General features: G+C 54.6%; 16 protein-coding genes and 1 pseudogene. 3 read left to right on the top strand and 14 right to left on the bottom strand.

Annotated features, from left to right (window positions below; genetic code table 11):
- Nucleotides 1-10 precede the first annotated feature (10 nt).
- Together AB4N44_RS29230 and AB4N44_RS29225 are read right to left on the bottom strand one after the other, a co-directional pair.
- Nucleotides 11-1,111: a polyamine ABC transporter substrate-binding protein gene (locus AB4N44_RS29230; RefSeq protein WP_077573301.1), complete on the bottom strand. Its 1,101-nt coding sequence runs from the start codon at nucleotides 1,109-1,111 to the stop codon at nucleotides 11-13.
- Between the two features lie 249 nt (nucleotides 1,112-1,360).
- Nucleotides 1,361-2,767, bottom strand: coding sequence for a purine-cytosine permease family protein (locus AB4N44_RS29225; protein WP_160039509.1), 1,407 nt, complete (start codon nucleotides 2,765-2,767; stop codon nucleotides 1,361-1,363).
- Nucleotides 2,768-3,091: 324 nt separating this feature from the next.
- Between AB4N44_RS29225 and AB4N44_RS29220 the strand changes: the two genes are divergently transcribed.
- Complete coding sequence (locus tag AB4N44_RS29220; protein ID WP_003225754.1) at nucleotides 3,092-3,577, top strand: flavin reductase family protein; 486 nt, start codon at nucleotides 3,092-3,094, stop codon at nucleotides 3,575-3,577.
- A 152-nt stretch (nucleotides 3,578-3,729) separates the two neighbouring features.
- Nucleotides 3,730-4,773 (top strand): LLM class flavin-dependent oxidoreductase, encoded by a 1,044-nt coding sequence (locus AB4N44_RS29215; RefSeq protein ID WP_095120371.1) that lies wholly within the window; start codon nucleotides 3,730-3,732, stop codon nucleotides 4,771-4,773.
- A 56-nt stretch (nucleotides 4,774-4,829) separates the two neighbouring features.
- On the opposite strand, the gene AB4N44_RS29210 is transcribed toward AB4N44_RS29215, so the two are convergent.
- From AB4N44_RS29210 to AB4N44_RS29195, 4 genes are all read right to left on the bottom strand, one after another.
- Nucleotides 4,830-5,198 (bottom strand): hypothetical protein, encoded by a 369-nt coding sequence (locus AB4N44_RS29210; RefSeq protein ID WP_150751903.1) that lies wholly within the window; start codon nucleotides 5,196-5,198, stop codon nucleotides 4,830-4,832.
- A 99-nt stretch (nucleotides 5,199-5,297) separates the two neighbouring features.
- Complete coding sequence (locus tag AB4N44_RS29205) at nucleotides 5,298-5,804, bottom strand: hypothetical protein (RefSeq protein ID WP_460158149.1); 507 nt, start codon at nucleotides 5,802-5,804, stop codon at nucleotides 5,298-5,300.
- Between the two features lie 13 nt (nucleotides 5,805-5,817).
- Nucleotides 5,818-6,219, bottom strand: coding sequence for a hypothetical protein (locus tag AB4N44_RS29200; RefSeq protein ID WP_150751901.1), 402 nt, complete (start codon nucleotides 6,217-6,219; stop codon nucleotides 5,818-5,820).
- A gap of 192 nt (nucleotides 6,220-6,411) precedes the next feature.
- Complete coding sequence (locus AB4N44_RS29195) at nucleotides 6,412-6,648, bottom strand: hypothetical protein (protein WP_150751900.1); 237 nt, start codon at nucleotides 6,646-6,648, stop codon at nucleotides 6,412-6,414.
- Between the two features lie 183 nt (nucleotides 6,649-6,831).
- Between AB4N44_RS29195 and AB4N44_RS29190 the strand changes: the two are divergent.
- A pseudogene (locus AB4N44_RS29190) lies at nucleotides 6,832-7,437 on the top strand (IS4 family transposase); the annotation flags it as partial.
- A gap of 71 nt (nucleotides 7,438-7,508) precedes the next feature.
- Here AB4N44_RS29190 and AB4N44_RS29185 read toward each other — a convergent pair.
- The 8 genes from AB4N44_RS29185 to AB4N44_RS29150 form a co-directional block, all read right to left on the bottom strand.
- A complete protein-coding gene (locus AB4N44_RS29185; protein WP_150773878.1) occupies nucleotides 7,509-7,910 on the bottom strand; it encodes a hypothetical protein in 402 nt (133 codons plus the stop codon).
- A gap of 141 nt (nucleotides 7,911-8,051) precedes the next feature.
- Nucleotides 8,052-8,315 (bottom strand): hypothetical protein, encoded by a 264-nt coding sequence (locus AB4N44_RS29180; RefSeq protein WP_191629875.1) that lies wholly within the window; start codon nucleotides 8,313-8,315, stop codon nucleotides 8,052-8,054.
- Nucleotides 8,316-8,786: 471 nt separating this feature from the next.
- Entirely contained in the window at nucleotides 8,787-9,419 is a 633-nt protein-coding gene (locus AB4N44_RS29175; protein WP_460110910.1) for an SMI1/KNR4 family protein, read from the bottom strand.
- 224 nt (nucleotides 9,420-9,643) lie between these two features.
- A complete protein-coding gene (locus AB4N44_RS29170; RefSeq protein WP_460110912.1) occupies nucleotides 9,644-10,336 on the bottom strand; it encodes a transposase in 693 nt (230 codons plus the stop codon).
- A gap of 485 nt (nucleotides 10,337-10,821) precedes the next feature.
- Nucleotides 10,822-21,249 carry a two-partner secretion domain-containing protein gene (locus AB4N44_RS29165; protein ID WP_460158148.1) on the bottom strand — a complete coding sequence of 3,476 codons (10,428 nt, stop codon included), beginning with the start codon at nucleotides 21,247-21,249 and terminating at the stop codon, nucleotides 10,822-10,824.
- A gap of 24 nt (nucleotides 21,250-21,273) precedes the next feature.
- On the bottom strand, nucleotides 21,274-22,980 hold the full coding sequence (locus AB4N44_RS29160; protein WP_127926856.1) for a ShlB/FhaC/HecB family hemolysin secretion/activation protein: 1,707 nt from the start codon (nucleotides 22,978-22,980) through the stop codon (nucleotides 21,274-21,276).
- A 155-nt stretch (nucleotides 22,981-23,135) separates the two neighbouring features.
- Nucleotides 23,136-23,546 (bottom strand): lipocalin-like domain-containing protein, encoded by a 411-nt coding sequence (locus AB4N44_RS29155; protein WP_095050056.1) that lies wholly within the window; start codon nucleotides 23,544-23,546, stop codon nucleotides 23,136-23,138.
- 48 nt (nucleotides 23,547-23,594) lie between these two features.
- Nucleotides 23,595-24,143: a hypothetical protein gene (locus AB4N44_RS29150; RefSeq protein WP_095125771.1), complete on the bottom strand. Its 549-nt coding sequence runs from the start codon at nucleotides 24,141-24,143 to the stop codon at nucleotides 23,595-23,597.
- Nucleotides 24,144-24,227: the final 84 nt, after the last annotated feature.

The following is a 24,227-nucleotide window of genomic DNA, read 5'->3' as shown; positions in this document are numbered from 1 at the left end:
GCGGTGGTGGTTACTTATCGGACTTGATGCTGGTCCACACCCGTGTACGCACACGCTCAAGTTTCTGCGGCAACGGCTGCACAACGTAGAGGTTTTTCAGCGCTTCCGGGGTCGGCGTCAGGTTCGGGTTGTCGGTGATTTCCTTGTTGATCAGCGGCATCGAATCCTTGTTCGCATTCGGGTAACCGAGGAAGTCGCTGATCGGCGCGATCACTTTCGGGTCGAGCAGGTTGTTGAGGAACTCATGCGCCTCGGTGACGTTCTTCGCGCTCTTCGGAATGGCGAAGGTGTCGAACCAGATCGGTGCGCCTTCCTTCGGCAAGCGCCAGTCGACCACCACACCGTTGCCGGCCTCTTTGGCGCGGTTACCAAACTGGTAGAAACTGCCGGAGTAACCGATGGCCACGCAGATGTCGCCGTTGGCGATGTCAGTCATGTACTTGGCCGAGTTGAAATAGGTCACGTACGGACGAACCTTGAGCATCAACTCCTTGGCTTTTTCATAGTCGGCGGGGTTCTGGCTGTTCGGGTCAAGGCCAAGATAATGCAGGGCCAGCGGCAGGATTTCCGTCGGCGAATCGAGCATCGCCACGCCGCAGGATTTGAGCTTTTCCATGTTCTCCGGTTTGAACACCAGATCCCAGCTGTCCACCGGCGCGTTGTCACCCAGTGCGGCTTTGACCTTGGCCGGGTTGAAGCCGATCAGCACGGTGCCGACCATGTAAGGCACGCCGTACTGGTTGCCCGGATCGTTCTTGCCCAGCAGTTTCAACAGTTCCGGATCCTGGTGGCTCCAGTTCGGCAGCTTCGATTTATCGAGTTTCTGAAACACGCCAGCCTTGATCTGCGTTTCGAGGAACTGGTTCGACGGCACCACCAGGTCGTAACCAGAGTTGCCGGTCAGCAGTTTGGCTTCCAAGGATTCGTTGGTGTCGAAGGTGTCCCAGGTCACTTTGATGCCGCTTTTTGCGGCGAAATCCTTGGGCACGGACGGCAGGATGTAATCCGCCCAGTTGTACACGCGGAGTTCGCGTTGCTCAGCCTGGACGGCCCCGGCCAGCAGCGTCAGCCCACACACAGTGGCACCCAGAATGCGTTTCATCGTGACCATGGTTGTTCCCCAAAAGGCAGCGTGAGTTCGATGGTTTTTATGTTCTGTACACGGCAGCGGCTGTAAAGGTAGCCAAGGGTAAAAAAGGTTCAGCGTCTGGTTATGGTTTTGATTCTTGCTGACAGCGTAGCTGGAGCACAGTGGGGGATGGGCCAAAAGGGGATCGATGTGGCCAATTTGATTGACCGCCGGGATGCGGAAACAACAATGCCCGGCACTTGGCCGGGCATTGTTGAGTAACAGATCAGCTCAGTCGGTGTAACCCAATCTCGCCGCCCTGCTCTGCTGTGTCTGGCTGCGTGTTGCCAAGCAGTAATACAACGGCACGGTGACAACCAGGCCCACCAGCCAGGACAAGTCCGCACCCTCAACCAGATTGGCGTACGGTCCGACATACAGCGACGTGTTGGCGAATGGCAGTTGCACGAGGATGCCGATGAAATAAGCGATGATCGCGTGCAGGTTGAAGCGCCCGTAAACCCCGCCATCGGCGCGGAAGATCGAGCTGATGTCGTAGCAGCCGCGCTTGATCAGGTAGAAGTCGATCAGGTTGATCGACGCCCACGGCACCAGCACCAACAACAGCGCCAGAATCAAACCGATGAACTCGGAAATGAAATCCGCCGACGCACCCAGCGCGACCACGCAGCAACCGGCGAGCACCACGCTCGACAACACGACGCGCACCTTGATGCTCGGCGTCCATTGGCTGGCGAAGGTCTGGATCGAGGTGATGATCGAGAGCACCGCGCCATACAGATTCAGCGCGTTGTGGCTGATGATATTCAGCAGGAACAGCACCATCAGAATCGGCCCCAGCCACCCGGTCGATTGCTTGACCGCGACCATCGCTTCGGTGCCTTCCGGGGTCGCCAGCACAGCAACCGCACCGAAGCTGAACGACAGAATCGTGCCCAGCGTCGCGCCCAGATAAGTCGCCCAGAACGGCTTGGCAATGCCGATATCCGCCGGCAGGTAACGCGAGTAATCGGACACGTACGGCGAGAAACTGATCTGCCAGATGATCCCCAGCGACACCGTTGCCAGCCAACCGGACAAGTTGAAACTGCCGCGAGTGAGAAAGTCCGCCGGCAAGTCATGGGCAAAGATATAGATGAACCCGGCCAGCAACGCACTGCCCATCACCCAGGTGCCGATGCGGTTCAGCGTGTGAATGAAGTTGTAGCCGATCACGCCGATCGCCGTGGCCGCCAATGCACCGATCAGAATGCTCAGCGGCGCCGGCACCGACGGCGCAATGCCGACGATGGATTTACCCGCCAGGACGATGTTGGAAATAAAGAAACCGATGTAGATCAGCGCGGCGAAGAACACGATCAGCAGCGCGCCGTAACGACCGAACTGGCCGCGACTCTGGACCATTTGCGGAATGCCCATACGCGGGCCTTGCGCCGACGCCAGCGCGATCACCACACCGCCGATCAGGTGCCCCAGCGCAATCGCCAGCAGCCCCCAAAGCAAATCGAGATGGAACACCTGAACCACCATGGCGCCGGTGACGATGGGCAGTGGCGCAATGTTGGTGCTGAACCAAAGGGTGAACAGGTCGCGGGCCTTCCCGTGGCGTTCCGCGAGTGGGACGTAGTCGACCGTATGGTTCTCGATCAACGGATCTTGCCGGGACATCTGGGACATATGCATGAACTCGAGTTTGTCTGTTCTTATCGTTGTTTGAAGCCAAACCGGGGGGACTCTCTGGCCGCCCCTCAGATGCAGACCATATTATGGTATTCCAAACAATTCACAAGACTGATCCGTAGTTTGCGGTGCCAACTGATACGCCATCCTCGCTGAAACCGTGGCGTGCAGACCAGCCGCAAGCCCCGTAAATACTGAGTTTCCGACGAACGCAGCACGTTTATCGGTTCAGCTTAAAAGGCCTTGCAAAGATCGAATACTGGTATACCATCAGACCAACAAACACATAAAAACAGCAGCACCACACCCGAGGACCGACCAATGATCGATGCCGCCATCTACAAACAAGTCATGGGCTCGTTCCCGTCCGGCGTAACCGTTATCACCACCCTGGACGATGACGGTCAGATCGTCGGCCTGACTGCCAGCGCGTTCAGCTCGCTGTCGATGGACCCGGCGCTGGTGCTGTTCTGCCCCAACTACAGTTCTGATTCCTACCCGGTGCTGATCAAAAACAAACGCTTTGCCATCCACGTTCTGTCCGGCGGCCAGCAAAGCGAGGCCTACGCCTTCGCCCGCAAAGGCAAAGACAAGGCCCAAGGCATCGAGTGGACCTTGAGCGAACTGGGTAACCCGATCCTCGCCAACGCGACAGCTATCATCGAATGTGAACTGTGGCGCGAATATGAAGGCGGCGACCACGCCATCATGGTCGGCGCGGTGAAGAACCTGATCGTCCCCGAGCAGCACACCGGCCCGCTGGTGTATTGCCACGGCAAGATGGGCGCCCTGCCCGTCCTGGCCTGATCGTCAGCCCCGCACAAATCAACTGTAGGAGTGAGCCTGCTCGCGATAGCGATTTATCCGATGTCGATATGTTTTCTGACACACCGCCATCGCGAGCAGGCTCACTCCTACAAGTTTTGTAGCCTCAACAACAAAAGATCCGAGGAAGCGTCATGAAATTTTCCCTGTTCATCCACATGGAACGCTGGGACGAAAGCGTCAGCCACCGCCAACTGTTCGAAGACCTCACCGAACTGACCCTGATGGCCGAGGCCGGCGGTTTCAGCACCGTGTGGATCGGCGAACACCACGCCATGGAATACACCATCTCGCCAAGCCCGATGCCACTGCTCGCCTACCTCGCCGCTAAAACCACCACCATCCACCTCGGCGCCGGCACCATCATCGCGCCGTTCTGGCACCCGCTGCGCGTCGCCGGTGAATGCGCGTTGCTCGACGTGATCAGCAACGGCCGCATGGAAGTCGGCCTGGCCCGTGGCGCCTATCAGGTTGAATTCGATCGCATGGCCGGCGGCATGCCTGCCTCATCTGGCGGCCAGGCATTGCGCGAAATGGTCCCGGTGGTCCGCGCCCTGTGGCAAGGCGACTACGCCCACGACGGCGACATCTGGAAATTCCCCACCTCCACCAGCGTGCCAAAACCGATCCAGCAGCCGAACCCGCCAATGTGGATCGCCGCCCGCGACCCGGATTCGCACAACTTCGCCGTGGCCAACGGCTGCAACGTCATGGTCACACCGCTGATGAAGGGCGACGAAGAAGTCCTCGACCTGAAGAACAAGTTCCAGACTGCGCTGGATAACAACCCGGATGTGCCGCGTCCGCAATTGATGGTGCTACGTCACACCCACGTGCACACCGCTGATAATCCGGATGGCTGGAAAGTTGGCGCAAAAGCGATCTCACGTTTCTATCGCACGTTCGATGCGTGGTTTGGCAACAAGGAAACGCCGGTCAATGGTTTCCTCGCGCCAAGCCCGGAAGAGAAGTTTGCCGGACGTCCGGAGTTTGAGCTGGAAAGTCTGCACAAGACCGCGATGATTGGTACGCCGGAAGAGATTATTCCGCGGATCAAGTACTACCAGGAATTGGGGGTGGATGAGTTCAGTTTCTGGTGTGACAACAGCTTGCCGCATGAGGAGAAGAAGAAGTCGTTGGAGTTGTTTATCAAGCATGTGGTGCCGGCGTTTCGGTGAACACGTTGCTGGCTCGGCCTGATAAATGAAAACGCCCCGATAGAGTTCGGGGCGTTTTAGTTTTGCGTTGGCTCATCGTCCCAGAAATTTCCTGCGGGTGCGTATTGTCCATCCCGGAAAACAGCGCACCAACCAAAGCTTCGGTAGAACATTTCAAGATCAATGATTTGGTAAAGGCCTTCGCTAATTTTACTTAACGTAATCAGACTATTGGCATAGTGAGTGTATTGACCACCCGCCCCGGCGACCGCCCGTCGTTCCAGTTCCTCACGACTCCAGCCCGATACGATCCCGGATGACTCAGGGACCGTATCCGAGAAGGAAATTTCGAACTGCTTTGAAACCTTGCAAAGGCAGGGAATCCGTTGCTGTCTGAGCAAATTATCGGAAATGAGGTTGTCAGGGAAATGAATGTGTAATTTCAAATGGCTCAGGCTCCGATGAGGCTACGTTGACCTGGAAAACGGTGAAAAACGGGGTCAGCCGACGTTTCTAAATATTCGCTAAACATGGTCTACCCGCATTTATTTCATACCACTGTACGGATCAGCGATATTATCACCCAGCTCAGTAATTGCCTCTTTGATCTCGATAGCCACTTCTGAGGACAGCTCACTGATATTTTGGCTTGATATAAAGTCAAACAGTCCAACCAACCCAAGGTTTGCCGCAACGACGATCGATCCCTCAGCAAATTCGAAATCAAACCCATCCCACTCACTGATCAAGACTTTTTCAATTTGAGTCTTTAGTGGCTCGCACAACGGTTCATAGGTGTGCCACTGACGATCACTGAGCTCTAACAAAGCCACTAAAAAATCATGCTTTGACTTTCCAGATAAAGACTTCTCCATCAGCAGTTCATGTAGCTCCTTTGCCACATCTTCTACAGGTATCGAGTCAGGAAGCGATTGATAATAAAAAAAGTCTTCGTCATTTATAATCCACATGCAATAAAGGGTAACGGGGACACGGCGCGCTTTCGGAATATTCTCTAAAAGTGTTCTACCCCACTTATCCTCCGCTTCCAATCCGACACTTTCCTTATGGCGCTCCTAAGAGGTTTTTATATTTTGCATAAACCGCGCTTCGCGAAAGAATAGCATCGTCCACGTCATTTAATATACAGGAGCACGCCGTCGCAAAGCTCAAAAAAACCTCCACATACATCAACTTGGCGTGCTCAGTATGATCCAGATCAACCTCAATCATTACCTGCGGAGTGTCTCCTAAAACATCCTGCCACTCCTGCAGATCTTCGGCATCATAAAACTCTTCAAGAATATCTCTTGAATGCAAGGACAACCAGATGCTTGAATCGCCCTGACCAAAGGTGCCCCGATGAGGCATGCCGGAACTCACGAACCCACCCTGTGCCAGGATGATTTCCTTAAAATCGTCTGTGGTCAACTTTTCTGATGAAATGATTATCGCTGATAATGACATAATTATGATCCCCCGCCCCCATTCCTACCTGTTCCATGTAACCTTCAATCAGACTTATGTGGCTGGCTTAAAATCATCAATCATCTTATTCCGCTAATCAGCAGAGACGCAACAAACCGGGATAAAATTCCATTAGTACGGGGAGTCCCCCAGGGCTTGTACCCATTTATCCCATTTTCCTTCTATCCATTCTCAAGAAGCCCACTGGGTCTTATCAGGATACTCGCCTTTTACGAAGAGCCGAGCGAGCTTCATACCCGCTCTTTCCGACCATTTTCCGCTTACATCCAACGGGCATTCCTTTATGACGCTTATAGTTTCCTTTATTTTATCTAGCCTTATCAGACCTACATCGCCGCCCCGGCCAAACGTATATTCCACATACTCTTCAGTCTCTAAAACCTTGTCCATCTCTATATAAATAGCCACGTACACCTCTCAATTTAGCGACCTGAATAACGAATCTGCCCCCATTTATCTCCTGTCTAAATGTGGTCTGTCCCTGAGGGATCCCCGATTTTTCTTACAGAAAATCAAGAAGTTGGAATATTGAAGAGACCTGCATGAGTCGGCAACTTGGTTTGCACCACACAAATACAAGAAACCGAACCCATGCAGGCCATCCGATTTTTACACAGAGCGCTCGCTCAAGCACTGCCCTCTATCCATTCTCGCCGCCTGACATCAGTAATGAGTTGTGTCAGTTCGTTACTGCATGGACGTCGCCTGACGCTGACCGCTCTTGGTCGCTTCATGACGGGGCACGCTTACCCCAAGCATTCAATCAAGCGCGTGGATCGGTTGCTGGGAAATCAACACTTGAGATCAGAGCGTCCATTGTTCTATTGGGTAATGCTTCGGGCATTGCTGGGTTCGTTGAAGCATCCTTTGATCCTGGGCGACTGGTCTCGAATTGACGCTTCAGGCACAGCCTTTTTGCTAAGAGCATCGATCCCTCTGGCGGGGCGCTCATTTCCTGTTTATGAAAGCGTTCATGAGCACGAGAGCTGTCCCAAGTATCAAAACCGCCTACTCAAAACGCTGGCCGAATTGCTACCAGATGACTGCGTCCCGATTCTGGTCACCGATGCGGGTTTTCGGCGACCGTGGATGAAGGCTGTCGCCGCGCAGGGCTGGTATTACGTCGCGCGGATAAGGAATCGCGAACTTTATCGTCGCGATCAAACTGACTGGCAACCGGTGAAGAATTTGTATGCTTGAGGGAAAACGGGGGACAGACCACATTTTTGGAGTGTTATCTAAACGTGGTCTGCCCCCATTTACATCGCTTATTCCTTCACATGAAGCTTCGTAACAAACTCAACAATCATCTGACGATCGGATTCATTTTTAGCAAACCGTTTAAGAACAGGAACCAGATAATAGCAAAGCAGTTCAATTCTTGATGATTCTGTAGGTAGATGCTCCAAAATGCAGGCAACTAAAATCTGCAGCGGCATAATAGAAGCGAAGACTTCATATCCTCTCCCCCCTGAAAATGGTAACTTACAAAAATAATATCTTGCCAACCGCTTTTGGTCAGAACGTTTCCAGGTGCGATGGGGTATGAGTAACAGTGCCTCCCCCCATTCCCTAGCGTCAACTGGGTAGGTTGAAATCATCCACTCGGCAGCCAACTCAGAACTCATCTTCCCAAGCTGCACACACAGCGCCTTTAATCTCTTGTCCATAACGCTATTACCTAGGGTTGAAACGTTCTTCAGGCAAACCCGCATTTCCACTCAAAAAAAGCTGGTGTAAAAAGGGGAAAAAGGGGACAGATCACGTTTTGGAGTGCTTGCTAACTGTGGTCTGTCCCCATTTACCCCCATTTATCCCTTCAAACCGCAAGCAGAGATAAAATCACGTATCGGTATATCAAGAAAGCTACTCTCTCCAGCGGAAAGAACATCTTGCAATGTGACGACGCCTTTTTCAAAGTCCAAAGAAACGTCAAAGCAATTAAATTCGAACTCCCTGAGCAGAACGCTCTTTGAGCAAATCCGCTTATCAAAAGCATCGTTCAGAATAGAGCGAACGCTGTCGTCCAACTCTTGGGCGACAAATCGCTCTATTAGTGTGCCGCCACTGCTCATAATCATTCCTAACTAGTAAAAAGGGGACAGACAACGTTTTCAGAGCACTTTCTAAACGTGATCTGTCCCCATTTATCCTCTTAACGTAGTTTGCACGAGTTTTTCCATCAGTGTTTATGCGCCTTAAAAACTCGACCATTGCTAGTCGATCTCGCTCTACAAGATCTTCAATCAAATCTTGCGTTGCCCAATGCAAAATCATGTCCGCCCCGTCCGCATCCTTGCAAAGGATCAAAATAAAAAGGGTAAAAAGGGGACAGACCACGTTTTTGGAGTGCCTTCTAAACGTGGTCTGTCCCCATTTATCCATAGATTTGTGGGGATCCCTCAGGGTCTGTCCCCATTTACCAATACCCCCAAGACTTGCTTCTTTGACTGGATCGTCATCCTGCACATCAAAGTCATTACTTCTTTTGCGGATAAAACAGACCAAATCTTGTATAAACCTGATCCATTCTCACTCATTCTCTGTCAGTCCAGACTGAATTTAACCTGAGTACCGTCTGGTAAATTTTTAATCTTATCGGCTATATCCGCTCTGAGCCGCATGCCTTCTACAGCATCGGCAACATATAAATTATCCAAGGAAAAATCACCGCCCATTACAAAAGGCACCTTGGGCAGCAAACGCATCCCTGCACGAACTGGACCATTGCGCTTTTGCCACTGATGAGCCAACGGATAGCCTGTCAATACTTCATAGTCGTGCAGAACTACTTCAGCCCAGCTTTCAACATCCGCAGCCAAGTACTCTAAAGAGCCAGTTTCCGGATCAAAAATGTAGATATTGCCATCCTTGATACAGAACTGCCCACCAAAGATATCTTCAGCAAAAAAGACAACGTTATCGGCTAGGCCTTTGTAGCTACTGCGCCACAGGTCAGCGTGATTCCAATCAGATATGCCCATTTCACTTTGACTGGAATCGCTTGGAAAAACATGCAGCGCGCCTTCAAAAGCATAGAAGCCATTGCGCTGACGCAGTACATCAAAAAGTTGTTCCGCCGAAGTCCCTGCCATGTTGCGTATTGGCCCAGACAGTTCTGGTTCACACTCACTCAAGGATGAACTTGCAATCGATAACAACTTATCCAAATTATTCATAATCTAATCTATCACCTCTATTCTAACCTTCGTCCCGTTAGGCAACTCTCTGCATTGAGCGCCAATACAAGCGCCTGCCCCACGGTGAAAAACGGTGAAAAACGGGGACAGACCACATTTCGGAGTACTTTCGAAATATGGCTTGTACCCTTTTATTCATATTTCCCTTAACCCCCGTCCAAAAGGAAAAAATGGGGAAAAAATGGGGACAGACCACGTTTTCACTAGATGGTCGATTTTTTTGGCCGCCCCGGGCTCCCTCGCTGCACGCGACGACCGATCATTGCCTCGACATCAACAGCAAACTTTGAACCGCCAAAAACATTATTTCCATTGGTCGCGTCACGAATCTGGTCAACCAATTCTGATTCTAAGTCATTTTTGAACAGTTCGCGGTAAGCATCTGCCGGCTGCCCGCCCTGCCCTCCAAGCGCCAAATACTGAGCATGAGGAGTAACAGTGTGTGATCGCTCTGATTGTGCGTTAACACGGTAACTTGACCAGCGATATTCTGCCGGGTGATTTACCATTTTCGCTCTGACGGGATTCATTTCGATGTATCGATAACAGCACAACAAATATCGTTCACTCTCAACAAGGCATGAACGAAACCGGCCTTCCCACAAACTTCCGCTGCGACTATACGTACGATTTATATATTGGACGTATCGCTGCCCGACACCTTTCATCAGCAGGCTTTCGCTGTTGGCATTATGAGGACTGACTAACAAATGAACGTGATTGGTCATTAAGCACCAAGCATGAATATCACAATCATTTTTAGAAGCCTGCTCGACCAAAAGCTCCAAATAAAAAAGGTAATCTTCCTCGGTAAAAAAACAGACAGATCTATTGTTTCCTCGCTGAATCAAGTGCAATGGTACGCCTGGTATCAAAACTCGGGGTCTACGCGGCATCGATGAATCCTTTCAATTGGTCGAACTGAAAGCTTAGCGGGCCGCAAGGTACAAATGACGGCAATTTTTTACCTATTGTTGCAGTCAATTACGTTACACGTGGTCTGTCCCCCTTTACCCTCTGCTCCCTGCAATTTCCGGGAGATAAACGGGGAGAGCCCATTTATCTCTTCAAAAGCACATCGCTTAAAACCCCAAAAAAAACACGATCATATAAAGGCCGAATGCAAATGACGCCAACAACGCACGCCACTCCGGATTTGAACTCTTCCCCAAACTACTGGGACCTATGGCAATTCGACGGCCGCACAAGTAGTTCCATACGCCCTGACCAAAAAAAACCTGAACAACTACCATTGTAAAAAAACGCTTGAAGCTTCCATCAAATCTCAGCACCGCGTTAGCAAAACTGGCACCCAACAAAATCAGACCTACACAGTTGGGATATTTGAATAAAAGCCCCAAAAAACTCATACGCCCGGGCATTAAAACTCCCCCTTTGCCAACTTATCCCAAACTTTTGCCAGCCCCAAAGCGTTTGATACTCTGCCTGCCGTGATTTCATCCACGCCTTTCGATCTCGCGTAACGTTCAAATCCGATACTTAACACGGTACTTGTCACAGCAGTGACTGTTTCGTCATTGAGATAGCCCGCAAGTAGTGAAGCTGCCATTGATGTATTTGACATGGTCACCGAGATGCCTGCAGGGGTAAAAATCGCCAGGAGCGAGGTAAGGTCCGAAACATCGCTGGCCATCTTCACATTCGCCGCCCGGATCCATTTGAGCGTATTTATATCGCTTAAATCAATGTTCGCTCCGGACGCAATGCATTCTGCGGTAGCACACGACTGAAATTTCGGAGTATAGAGCTTTCCGTCGATAGCTATCGGCACTCTGTAGCCACCGTCTTCGTCCAGAGGATAGCCAGTCAAAGCGTCTCGTTTACCCGGTCCGCTCGGTGTCTTCGACCAATCATGCTTGTCATTCAAAGAGCCAAATCCTGTCTCGGCCGATAGTGCCCATGAGTACGCACCGGTACTTTCTTTGATAAAGGCAATTATGTCTTTATCAGCAGGCGCAAAGTTCTGCAAATACATGCCATTGCCCAAATCAATCCAATTGCCACCGGTATCGTAGATCCCAGAACTTGGCACAACGATGTCTGTTCCACCAGTGATATTCGTACCATTGACGGAAGACAATCTCAGTTGTGCTTCAATCTGCTCAACCGTGTATTTTCCACCACTACGCGCGGCCAATTGGGCGGCAAGGTCCTTGTCTTCCTTGTGTAATTGACGGTTGAACTGCGTAGCAAACTTTGTGACCCAAGCGGCATTCGCCAATGTGTTTGCAGTGACATTCTCTTGAACCGAGCCGGCCAGAACTCCAATGATTTGAGAACTCATCGTCAGGAGATTCGGATCGCCTTTAACCAGATTATCCAGGTAACCAATCAATGCTTCGTTTGCACCGGCGGCAAGCGCACCTGTCGCAAAATCACCTCCGGTCGCCTCGGCAAGGAGCCCTCCTACCATTGCGTGAATGACAACCTTTGTCGCAGATCCGTCATCGATGACATCCTTGGTGAGATCACCTACAAGATTGAAACTGACTGCCGCCAATGTATTGAACAACGCAGTTTTCAGTACATCGCTGACATTTGCATCGCCACCCAGAGCCTTGGTTATCAGTGCAGACGTACCGCCCTGCAATACTTGACTTCCAGCGAATTGCCCCACACCCGTCCAAGTGGTCAATGGCGGTGATATCACTTTGTTGGTAACTGGATCGACTTTTATGCCTGTCAGGTCATTCAAATAGGCAGAGGTCAACCCTGCGGTGAGACCGGAAATAACGTATCCCTGCAGAGCGTCGGAGGAAGTAACGTCAGCAAATACCGCTCCAAGATTGCCACCATTATTGATAAAGCTGACCGACGCATTTGTTGCCGCACCGGAAGCAACGGCAGCAATACCAGCTGCCCAAGCCGTTCCAACTGTTCCGCTCAAGGCACCGAGAACCGCCGGTCCAACCACTGCGGCCATGACGATCGCAATGATCATTTGCGAAGCCGGACCGAGACCTGAATTGTCGTATTTGAACGACTCGTGAATTTCTTTGACCAGCCGCCAGTCGACGTCACCCCGTGTTTCAGCATCTTTCAACCAGGCCAGTTGCGGATCAGCCTTGACCATGGTGTCGATGGTTTGACTAACAGATTGCTGGTTGACGTCCTTGATATCGATCTTCAGTCCTTCAACTGCTTTGATCGTGATTATCCCGCCTGCCGTCATATGGGTCTGACGCAGCGTTTCATCGGTATTACCCTTACCTTTCGATGACACCCATGCCGCGTTATTGTTGGTTTTCTCGTGGCTTTCCTGATGCAGGTCTTTCACACCTTCAAATGTAATGGAGCCACCGCTGTCCAGAATGATGTTCTTGCCACTTTCAAGTTCCGCCACTTGATACAGCTGGTCGCCCTTACTTTTCAGGGTCAGGTCACCTCCAGCCGAGATTTCGCTTCCAATATGAGTATTCTTGGTCACTTCGTCACGTTTGGTTTGAAGCTTGCCGAAACTACCCTTTTTCTTCTTGTCATAGAGCGAATAGTCAGAGTCTTGCAATGCAAGTATTTCGAGTTTGTCGCCTGCTGCCAAATAGGCTTCGTCACCTGCGGTAACCCGACTGGAGATCACGCTGAGGTCATTGCCTGCGTCCAGCTTGACGTCGCCACCTGCCGAAATCCCGGACATGACCTGGCTGACATGATCTTCCTGACGGGTGACCTTTTTGTTTTTGGACAGTGAGTGTTCTTCATCCGCAGCCGACGTGATGACGATATCGCCGACTGCCTTCATCGTCACATCACGTTTGGCATCGATTTGACTGGCAATGACATTGATATCGCGTTTGGCATCAGCTTTGAAATCGCCTCCAGCATCAATTTCAGCGCCCAATTGGGTCACATCGCTGCTGTTGTGCTTCGCGTCCTGGTAAACACTATTGGATACTTGCACCGAGGATATATTCAAGTCTCGAGCGGCATTCAGTACCATGTCGCGACCACTTTGCATGACACCACCAAGAATGTTGATGTCCTGAGCAGCTTTAACAGTAAGGTTATTCGAGGCTTCGATTCTTGCAGCGTTATCGGCATAGTCATGCATCTGGATGCCAAATCGGGTGGCATTGGCAGAAGTCGTTATCGTCCGGGTGTTAAGCACGTCCCCTTTGAGGGTGGTCAGGCTGACATCGCGACCTGTAATAATCCCTCCAGACTTGTTGACGATGTCATTGGTCGCCAATAGATCCAGACGATTACCTGCCTCAATCAACCCACTGTTAACCAGATCCTTACCCGCCGTCGCCAACAGATTATTCGTGGCCTTCAACGTCCCGACGTTGTCCAGGTTCTCACCGGCAATCAGCGTCACATCATTACCGGCAATCAACGCCCCGGTAGGGCCCAAACGGCCATTGGCCTGGGCCAGATACACCACCGGCACCAGCACTTTTTCGCCATTCACTTCGTGCTCTTCGAGCCAGACAATATCGTGCGTCAGCGCCGCGACTTGCTGCGACGTGAGGCCGACGCCGACCGACAGGTTGAGCGCGTCCTTGCTGGCGATGGCGTTGTTCATCAGGTACTTGAACATGCCCTCGTTGGAGGTCTGGCCGTCGAGGAAAGCCTGGCCGGTGCGGGCGGTCACGGCTTGCTGGATCAGACGCTGTTCATAGAGGCCATCGCCCAGACGTTTGGCGCTCTGGTCGGGGTTGTAGCCAAGTTTTTCCAACAGGTAATCCGAGCTCATGAACGACTTAAGGTCGGTGAGTACTGGGTTGGTTTCGATCAGGTATTTGTGCGCGTTGGACGGTGCCTTCGTGTCCGGCAGGCCGGTGACGCGGGTCACCGGGCGGTTGTCGATCGAGTCTTTGGCGTCGTTACCAACACTCGGCGTGCGACGGAATGTATCGACTGCGCGGGTGCTGTCGGAGACCTGGGCCGGCGCGTCAATAAACAGATTGCGCGGACCGCCACTGGTAGCGACGGCCATATGGTCCTGAGCGCTGATCGCTTCACTGCCCACCGTCCAGGTTGGCGCGGGACCGTTGCCGGACGATGAAGTGCTGCTGCCCTGCCCGCTCAAACGAAACAGGCCGTTTTCCCCGGTGGGCAGGGAGAAGCCTGGCAAGCTCAGTGGATTGACTTGCTGCTGCGCGAGGTCTGGTGGCAGTTGACTGTTGATGCGGATAACAGTGGTGCCGCTGTTCCCGACCTTGGTGTCGGCAACTTTGTTGGTTCCGCCGGTTGAGCCGTAGTCCTCATGGATGACGGCGTTTTCAATGGTCCGGGCGGCCGTGATCGCGACTTTGCCGCCTGCCTGGATAACCGCATTGCGACCGGCAGCAGTACTTGCGCCGTCCAGGGGACGCTCTTTATCATCAGTCAGCGTGAACCCCTGCAATCTGGTGGGCATTTCCACGAGGTTGTTGGGGTCGTATTGGGATTGAGGACTGGTATTTCCCCACGAATATCCGGACTGGGTCAAGGAGGAGACGGACTTGTTGGTCACCGAATCCTTGATTACGACGACATAGGTCGTGCCGCCATCATGACCAGGCTCTCGCCCTTTTGCCGATGAAACGACACCCTGAGCGATGTTCCCGCTGCCGTCAATGTAATAGACGTTCGGAAAGTCAGGGTTATTGCGCTGGTTGTAGCCAATCACCTCAGGCATGAAGGCGTTGAAAGTGCCTAAGTAAATTGCGCCAGTATGGTAGATTCGGGTGCGCTCGATGCTGCCACTGACCGCGCCGACGTTCCTCAGGTTATTGGCATTGATGGTGATGTTGCCGGAAGCGCTGAGCGTACTTTTGCTGTTGAGGAACTCACCGCCGTTGAAGACAAAATCGCCACCGGCAGTCAGCAAGGAAGAGGCCGTATTGTCGTTGTCCTGACCACCCTCGAAGACTTCACGAGCAATAAAGTTGACGTCGTAAGTGCTGCCCGAACAATCGCCACACTGAACGGCGATAAACCCGGAAACCAGCTTGCGATTCAGGGCAAAGTTTTGGGTACCGTCGTCACCGGACGTGCGGTTGGCGAAGTTGGCAGCGTCGATCTTGAAGGTTTTGCCGCTCTCCATCGAACCCGACAGGTTCAACACCTGGCTGGCTTGCGCGGTGCCGTAACCCTTTACGGTCACGTTACCCAGCCCGTAGAAATCACCGTTCTGGTTCGTGAGATTGCCGACGCTGAGCGTCATGTCATTGCCGCTGAAAATCAGTCCACGATCGTTGAGCAATGAAGGCGTGTTGATGGACAGGTTCTGCGCCGCCCCCAGACTGCCGTAGTTGACAACGCTGCCGGCGTTGACGGTCAGATCTTCGCTTGAGGAAATGCGTCCCGAGTTGAGCAATTGCCCGCCGACACGGAGGGTCGATGTCGCGCCTGCAGCGAAACTGCCGCCCGCACCAATATTCATCTGTGCAACGGTCAATTCGCTGCCACGCAGGCTGGTCAAGCGGCCGGTGCCCGCATAAACACCGCCCAACTGCATGTCGAGGGTGCCATCACTGGCGATGAGTCCGTTGTTGGTCCAGTTGCCGCCCCGAGCCTGCAAAGACTCCGAAGCCAGCAGTTTGCCGCTCGCGCTCTGGCTGAATTCGCGCACGTTCACGTTCAGGCGACCGGCCTGAATTGCGCCGGTGTTGTTCCAGGTATCGGCATTGAGTTCCAGCAGCCCACCGGTGACGATGCTGCCACCAGCGCCAAGCACATTGGCTGTGGAGATATCGAACTTGCCGCGCCCAACATGGTTGAGCTGCCCGCCGCCGTTGAGGAAGCTACCGACCGCCAGGGTCATGTCAGTGTTGGCGGTTTCCAGGACGCCATTACGGTTGTCGAGCAAGCCGCCGAGCTGAAACACGGTGTTGCCGGTGGTACCCAGCGAGCGCAGGCGACCGTTCTGGTTATCAACCGCGCTGGCTTTGACACTCAGTTGGCTGTTGCTTTCGATGACGCCCGCGCCATTGCGCAGCGCACCGCTGAGGCCGAAGTCGATACGCTCGGCGGCGATCTGTCCGCCACTGTTATCGAGACTCGCGCCGGTAACACCCAGCAGCCCTTTCGCATAAAGCACACCAGCGCCGTTATCCAGCGCCGCCGTGGTGATGCTGCTGTCTGCCGCTTGCGCCGAGATCCGCCCGCCGTTGTTGTTGAGGCCCGCCAATGCCGTCAGCGTCAGGCTCTGTGCCTGAATGATGCCGCCCTGACGATTGTTGTTCAGGTCGAAACCATTGCGCAGAACACCAACCGTGCGCGCTTCCAGTGCACCTTTGATGCTGGCGAGCGTACCGCCACGGTTATCAATGTTGGCAGCCTTGATCAGCACATCACCGTTCTGGGCGATGACTTTGCCGCTCTGGTTGTCGAAGTCGCCGCTGATTTCCAGGGTCAGACCGCTGTCGCTCTGGATCGAACCTTTGCCGTTGAGCAGCCTGGCCGCGTGCAGTTGCACATCGGCATTCTTGCTGTAGATGAGGCCGTCGGCATGGTTGCTGACGGCGCCCGTCGCGGTGATCAGCAAGTGGTCGTTGGCGGCGAGCGTGCCCTTGTTGCTGTTATCCAGCGAGCCGGTACGCAGTTCCAGGGTTTTCTGGCTGGCGAGCTGGCCGTTCTGATTGTGCAGATCAGTTACGCCCTTGATCAACAGCGGACCGGCAGCAGCGAGTTTACCGGCATTGTTGTTCAGGTCACCGCTCAGGTTGAGGGTGATCGCATCGTTACTGGCGATCTGTCCGCCACGATTGTCGAGGCTCGATGCCGTGGCATTGAAGAGCTGCTGTGCATTGATCACACCGCCGATATTGCTGAATGCCGTGCTGACGATATCCAGCGCTGCGCCACTGGCAATCAGGCCGCCCTGATTGTTATTAAGCGCACCGGCCAGCGTCAGGGTCTGCCCTGCTCCACTGCTGAGGTTGCCCTTGTCGCTGTTATCGACGCTGCCAGCATTGACGCTCAGATTGCCCTGGGCGACCACAGCACCCGCGCCACTGTTGAGAAGCGCCCCCTTGAGATCAACAGTGACATCGGCGTACTTGCTGGATAGCGTGCCGCTGTCGCGGTTATCGAGGCTGTTGCCGTTGACAGTGAGCCCTTGCCAGCCGGACAGCAGACCTTTCTGGTTGATCAGTTCGGTGCCGCGTACCAACAGTTTTTCACCGCTGATGATTTTGCCGGCGCTGTTGTTTGCCGCCCGGGCGATGAGGTCAAAACCGAGGTTGCTGGAGACTTCGCCGTTCTGGTTACTCAGATCGCGCAGGCGCTTGAGGGTCAGCGGGCCTTTGGCGGTGAGCAGACCGTTTTGGTTGTCGAGGTCGCCGTTGGCCAGATCCACGGTGATCGATTGGTCACTCAGCAGTCGCCCACCTTTCTGGGTCAACGAGGTCAGTGTCAGGTCAACGTCACCGTTGGCGGAGACTTCGCCGCCATTGCTGGAGTCGAGACCCGTCGCCTTCAGCGTCAGATTGCCTTTGCTATTGATCAAGCCACCGTCACGGTTGTTGAGCTCGGCACTGTCGATGCGCAGTGCTTCTGCAGCGCTGATCAGGCCTTTGGCGTCGTTACGCAGTTGGCCGTCGACGGTGATGTCCAGATCGCCACGACTGATCAGGCCACCACCGCCGTTGTTCACGCTTCCCGCGCGGACATCAATGGAAGCGGCGCCAATCATGCCCTTGACGTTATCCAGTGCTGCGGCAATGCGCAGGGTCAGGCCCTGATTGCTCAAGAGATTGCCGTTGCCGTTATCCAGGCTTTGCGCGGTCAGCGTGAAAGCTTCAGCGCTGGAAATCGTCCCGCCTTGGTTGTTGACGCCGTTGAGTTGTTTGAGCAGCAGTGCGCCAGGGGCGTTGATCAAACCGCCGTTGTTCAACTGACCGTGATTCAAATCCAGGCTAAGACGCGTGTTGCTGAACAGCTTGCCGCCCTGTTGATCGAGTCCTGTAACCGAAGCCGTCAAAGCACCTTGACTGCCGATAATGCCGTCACCAGCATTGGTGACCTGAGCGGCGACGAGGTTCAGTGTATCGGCGCTGCTGAGCAGGCCGTTGCTGTTATCGAAGGCGCCGGTGGTAACGGTGACGGCACCTTTACCACTGAGCGTGCCCTGCTGGCGGTTGTCGAGGCTGGCGCTTTCAATGAGGAGTGCACCATCGGTGACAACCTTGCCGCCCTGGTTATCCACGCCGCCACGGCTGACCAGTTTCAAATCAGTGGCACTGGAAAGACTGCCTTGAGCGTTGCTCATCTGCGCGGCGTCGACCGTCAACGTCGCTTCACTGCTGACCTTGCCCTGGGTGTTATCAAAGGCGTCGGCGGCGGTCAGGAGCATGGTTTGCTGACTGCGCAATTCACCGCCGTTGTTGGCCAGAGTACGCGCTTGCACATTCAAGAGCGTGCCCGCATCGATCAGGCCTTTGTTGCGGTTGATTACTTCATCGATGGTCAGCTTCAGCGCCTTGCCGGAAAACAGCTTGCCGCCATCGCTGTTGTCGAGTTTTTTACCGGTGAGCAGCAGATCGCTGTTGGTGCTGATTTCGCCGCCACGGTTGTCCAGTTCACCAACGGTCAAGGTCATGGCTTTGGTCGAGCCCAACAGACCGTTTTGACGGTTATCAAGTTGATCGGCGTTGAGTTTGAACACGCCGGTGGCGATCAACTTGCCTTTCTGGTTGTTGAGGTTCTGTGCCTGCACGCTGACGTCCGACTTGCCGGCGATGTTACCGACCCGGTTGTCCAGAACACCGGCCGCGAGCGTGAGCTGGCCGTCGGCAATCACCGTACCCTGCTGGTTATCCAGCGTTTTGTCGGTGGTCAGCAGCAACACACCGCGACTACTGATCAGACCATCATGGTTGTCGAAGCTGGCGCTGTGGCTGTCCACGGACGCGCCGGAAATCACCCCTTTGACGTTGTTCAAAGCTTGCGCTACGCGCAACGTCAAACCTTGTTGCCCGAGGAGTTGACCATTGCTGTTGTCGAACAGACCGGTATCGACCCGGCTGTCTTGTTTACCGATGATCAGGCCTTTTTGACTGTTGTCCAGGCTTGCACTGTTGACGGCCAATAGGCTATCGGTGCTGATCGAACCTGCCCGATTCAGCAATGCTCCCGCGCTGGTGATCGTGAGCTTGCCAGCACTGCTCAGGTTGCCGGTGCTGTTATCGATACGCCCGGCGTTGAGGGTCAGCGTGCCTTCACTGCTGATGACGCCGCCAGCATTGGTCAGCGCATCATCAAGCGTAATCACCAAGCCATTGAGACTGCTGAAATTGCCGCCGCTGTTGTCCAGCCTTTGGCTGGTCAGGCTCGTCGCGCCTTTGGCGGTAATCTCGCCCTTGTTGCGATTGTCGAGCAAGCCACTGACGCGCAGCGTCAGACCACCATCGCTGACCACCGAGCCGGCATCGCGGTTATCGACACTGGCGGCTTTGAGGTCTACCGCCCGCCCGGAACCGAGCACGCCATCACGGTTGTCCAGCGCCGCGCTGAGATCGATGTTCAGGCCCAGATCGCCAAGAATCTGACCGCTGCGGTTGTCCAGAGACCCGCCGGTGAGGGCGATGTTTTTTGCACTGAGCGTACCGTTCTGGTTGTTCAGGGTGGCGGCGTTGACCGTCAGATTACGGCTGGCGAGCAAGCTCTTGCCGGTGTTGTCCAGATGCTGAGCGGTCAGGCTCAGATCGCCGCTGGCATTGCGGCTGCCGTCGGCGTTGACGCCCGCTTCGATGGTGCCGGCGTTGGTCAATTGCCCGCCGGCGCTGAGGCTGATGCTGTCGCGGGCCGCGAGGGTCTGGCGGTTGGTCAGGTTGCCTTGAGTCTGCACATTGAGCGCGGTGCCTGCATAGATCGCGCTTTGGGTATCGAGGCTGGCAGCCTTGACGTTGACGGCGCCAGTGGCCGAGGTTTCTGCGAGGCTCAACTGGCCGTTGGCGTCGAGCTGGATGTCGCCGCCGCTGGCAATCAGTTTGCCGTCGAGTTTCACCCCGACCCCGGCCTCGGTGCCGACCAGTTTGATCGCCCCGGCGTACATGCCGCCCAATGCAGATGAGTCGATAGCCAGTTGCGGTTTGGCGCTACCGTCATCGGCGCGGGCGGTGACATTGAGAGTTTGTGCGTTGACGTCGTTACGACCGGCCACAATCGTCAGGTTCTGCGCCTGAATCTCGGCGTTGATCTTCGCGCTGCGGGTGATGATTTCGAAGCGGTCGACATTGGTCGCGTTAAGGCCCGCGCCGTCGATGGCCACCGTGCCCTGATCCACCTGAAAGCGATCCAGCCGACCGTTGTCGAGCACCGGTTTACCGGTGGTCAGGGTCACGCGCGGCGAGTTGATGAAACCGCACCCGTTGCAGGTAATGCCATAAGGGTTGGCAACAATGACCCGTGCTGACTGCCCCGCCACTTCGGTGTAACCGCGCAACTGGCTCGGGTTACCGCTGATGACTTCGTTGAGAATCGCCTGCGCCGAACCGCTGTTTTTCAGGTTCGGGTTATCGACGATATGCCCGCCCAATTGCGTGATCGTATTCTGCGTCGAGCCGTTATTGAGGATCAGTCCTTGCGCGCCGACGTTGTAATCATGGAACTGGTTATGCGACAGGCCGCTGGCATTGGGCGTGGCGATATTGATGATCGGCACGCCGTTGCCGGCGCGATCCAGCGAGGTGTTCGGATTGGCCACCACAATACCGTCGGCCTGCGCCCACATCGGTTGCCAGAACATGACGTTCGCCAAGAGAAACGCCAGCCCGCGCTTGGGCATGCCGAGGAAGTGTTCGCGGTTTTTTTCGGCAGCAGCAGGCTGACCGGCCAGAAAGGCCGGTTGAAGGATGTCCATTTCAGAATCTCGGGGCGGGCGGTATTAGAGGAAGAAATCCAGACGGAAATAGATCGGTGCTTCACGCTCGGTCAGCGCGTCCGGGCGTTCCAGGGAATGGGCAAAGGTCACGCTGGCGGCGACGTGCTGACCACGGGCAAACAGGTCCAGCGAATTGCTCGACATGCGCCCGTGCTGATCGCCGTTATAGCGACCGTTCTGGATCACACCCTGGTCGTAACCGAGGCTAGTGCCGTATTCGGAGAACACCGGTTGCAGCCACTCGACAGTCACCGGACGACTCCAGCGCAGGTCATTGCGCCAGTAACCACCGCTGTCACCGGACAGCGACTGGTCCTTATAACCACGAATCGACGACGAGCCGCCAAGGCTGGTGCGTTGCGGGCTGAACAGCACGTCTTCACTGCGCTGGCCGGTCATCAGGCTGCTGAAGCTGAAGGACTCGCCCCACAGTTTGAACGGCTGCAGGTAGCTCAGGGTGGCGGTGTATTTGCGATAGCGCGCATTCGGCTCACCCGGTCCCGGATCATGGCTGCCTTGAGCGTCGAAGGCGCCAATGCCCTCTTGCATGCCGGCGTCAAAGTTGACGAAAGCACTGCCGACGCGGCGACCGTGGTTGAAGCCGAACTGCGCTTCGCTGATGCGGTTGCTGCTCAGTTTGAGCTTGCTGTCTTCGATGAAGTTATTGGTGCGCAGGTACGACAGGCCAGCGCTGAGCGAGGTTTTGCTGACGGCATCGCGGTGGATCACCCGCTCGGCGCGCAACTGATGGTTTTCGCTGTCGCCGGTCTGTTTGAAGTTGTAGAGGTTGGCGGCGATTTGCGAGCGGTATTCGCTCTGGCTGTAGGTGTAGCTGAACGTCCACCAGCCCCACGGCAAACTGTAATTGAGCATGGCGTTACGGGAGGTGTGCTGATGGTCAGTCATCGCATCGTGACCGCCACGCAGGCTCAACTGATCGGCCAGGCCAAGCGGGCTGTCCCAGTCAAACGTGGTGCCCCACTGTTGCTCGCCGGTGCTGCGCTGGCCGTCGTTGTTGCGTGACAGCCCGACTCGCCATGGCTTCTGCGGGGTGTTGTTGACCAGCACTGCACTGCCACCGACATTCTGACCGGGCGCCAGCTCCATTTTTGCCTGATTGGATGGCAGACGATTGAGCTGATCGACCATCTGCTCGATCTCGCGCAGATTGACCAGATCACCGGTTTTGCCGGGGAAAGCCATGGCCAGTTCGCGCTCCGAGAGCTGGCTGTTTTCCGCCCCCTTCATGCCTTCAAGTTTGCCTTCGACCACCAGCACTTGCAGATGCCCGGTGGACAGATCCTGCTGCGGCAGGTAGGCGCGGCTGGTGACCAGGCCTTTCTCGATGTAGTGATCGGTGATGACTTTGAGCAGCTCGTTGAGCTGCGGCACACCGAGGCATTCACCGATATAGGGTTTGAGCAGGCGAGTCTTGTCGCGCTCGGTAAGACTGTCGGCACCTTTGAGTTCGATGTCTTTGATCGGGAAACAGCGGGTATCGGTGGGGGCTGCCGGTTGCGCAGGCTTGGCGTCCTTGCCGGGCAGGTCCTTGAGTTCTTCGAGGCGCCGCTGCTGCTCTTCGAGCAGGCGGTTCTGGCGGTCACGGATAAGGTCAGTGTCACCGGGGGTAGGAGCGGCGACGGCAATCTGAAGTGGAGACAGGCACAGCAAAGCTACGCACAACCTCGCCACGAGGGCGGGTGAGGACATGTTCGATCCCTCGAGACGAAAGTGACATCAAAATAGTGGCGCGATATTAGATGGCCATCATTTTGACGTCAAACAATCGTTTCGACCTTTTGTCGGGTTTGTATCAAGGATTGAACAAACGGGACCGTTGCAGCCCCGCAATGCTTCTGACTGGCTTACCCGCGAATACGGTGCTCATCAAAAGCATAATCTTCCTGGCAATCCGCCGAAGGGCCTTTCTCCACATTGACGTAATGCACCGTGTCAGCATCAGTAAGCTTGTAGGTGTAAACATCAGGTGCGGCGACGCCATTGGTTCTCAGCACACTTTTGCCATTGGTAGCTGTCCAGGTGCCATGCTCGGTTTGCACCTTCTGTGTCTGCTTGGCGTCGCGGAAAAAGGTGATGGAGAAAGTACCGTCGGCGTTGAACTGGTTTTTCCAGGACATGAACTGGCATTTGCCGTTTTCGTCGCGCTGACCTTTCCATGAACCGACCAGCGATGGGTCAACGACCGGCTTATTAGTGGCGCAGCCAGACAATGTCGCGGCCAGAATAATAAGTGCCAGGGAGAGATTCCGTTTCACAGGGTGTTTCCTTTTTTTCGATAAATTCAGTGCGCTGTGCGTGCCGACTCAACTCTTTACGAGCGTGCGCTGCCGGGGCTGAGTAACGTCATAAACGTGCTGTTCACAATGCTCACCGCTGAACTGGAACTCCACCTGGTAGACCTTGCCACGCTCGGGAGTGAAAACAGTGGTCAGCGGCCCGCAGGTATAAATACCTCCCGTAACCCGGCTGTTCGAATACCCCGAAACTTCAAAGGGCTTGTCGGCATCCGCTTGTGCCTCCACTTGCGGGAAGCGCTTGACCGTGGCGCTGTTCGCCACTTCATTGAGTTTGGCGATCCAGCCGAAAACATGGCCCCGACCTGAATCAACGACGGTGCCAAGAACCTCCATTCGACGGTCAGGGTCATCCGCACGCCGGATGGAAAACTCCACCGGATGGGTGCCACCGGAGGCTTTCATGATGACCTTGGCGTGCTGGTCATCCGTTGCCACTTTGTTCTGGCCCAGTTGAACACCATCTTTCAGCAGGCTTGGAGAAGAATCCCGAACATTGGAATGGCAGCCTGCCAGCGTAAAAATCACAGCCAGAGGCAGTAATGCGCGTTTATTCACGGACGAAGTTTCTCGATTAAGGACGGGCGCCAAGAATGACATCAAAATAGTGGCGCGATATTAGTTGGCCATCATTTTGGCGTC

It is taken from the genome of Pseudomonas sp. S3_C06 (genome assembly GCF_054667675.1).
Note: the sequence above shows the minus strand (reverse complement) of the source record. Positions and strands in the feature narration are given on the sequence as shown.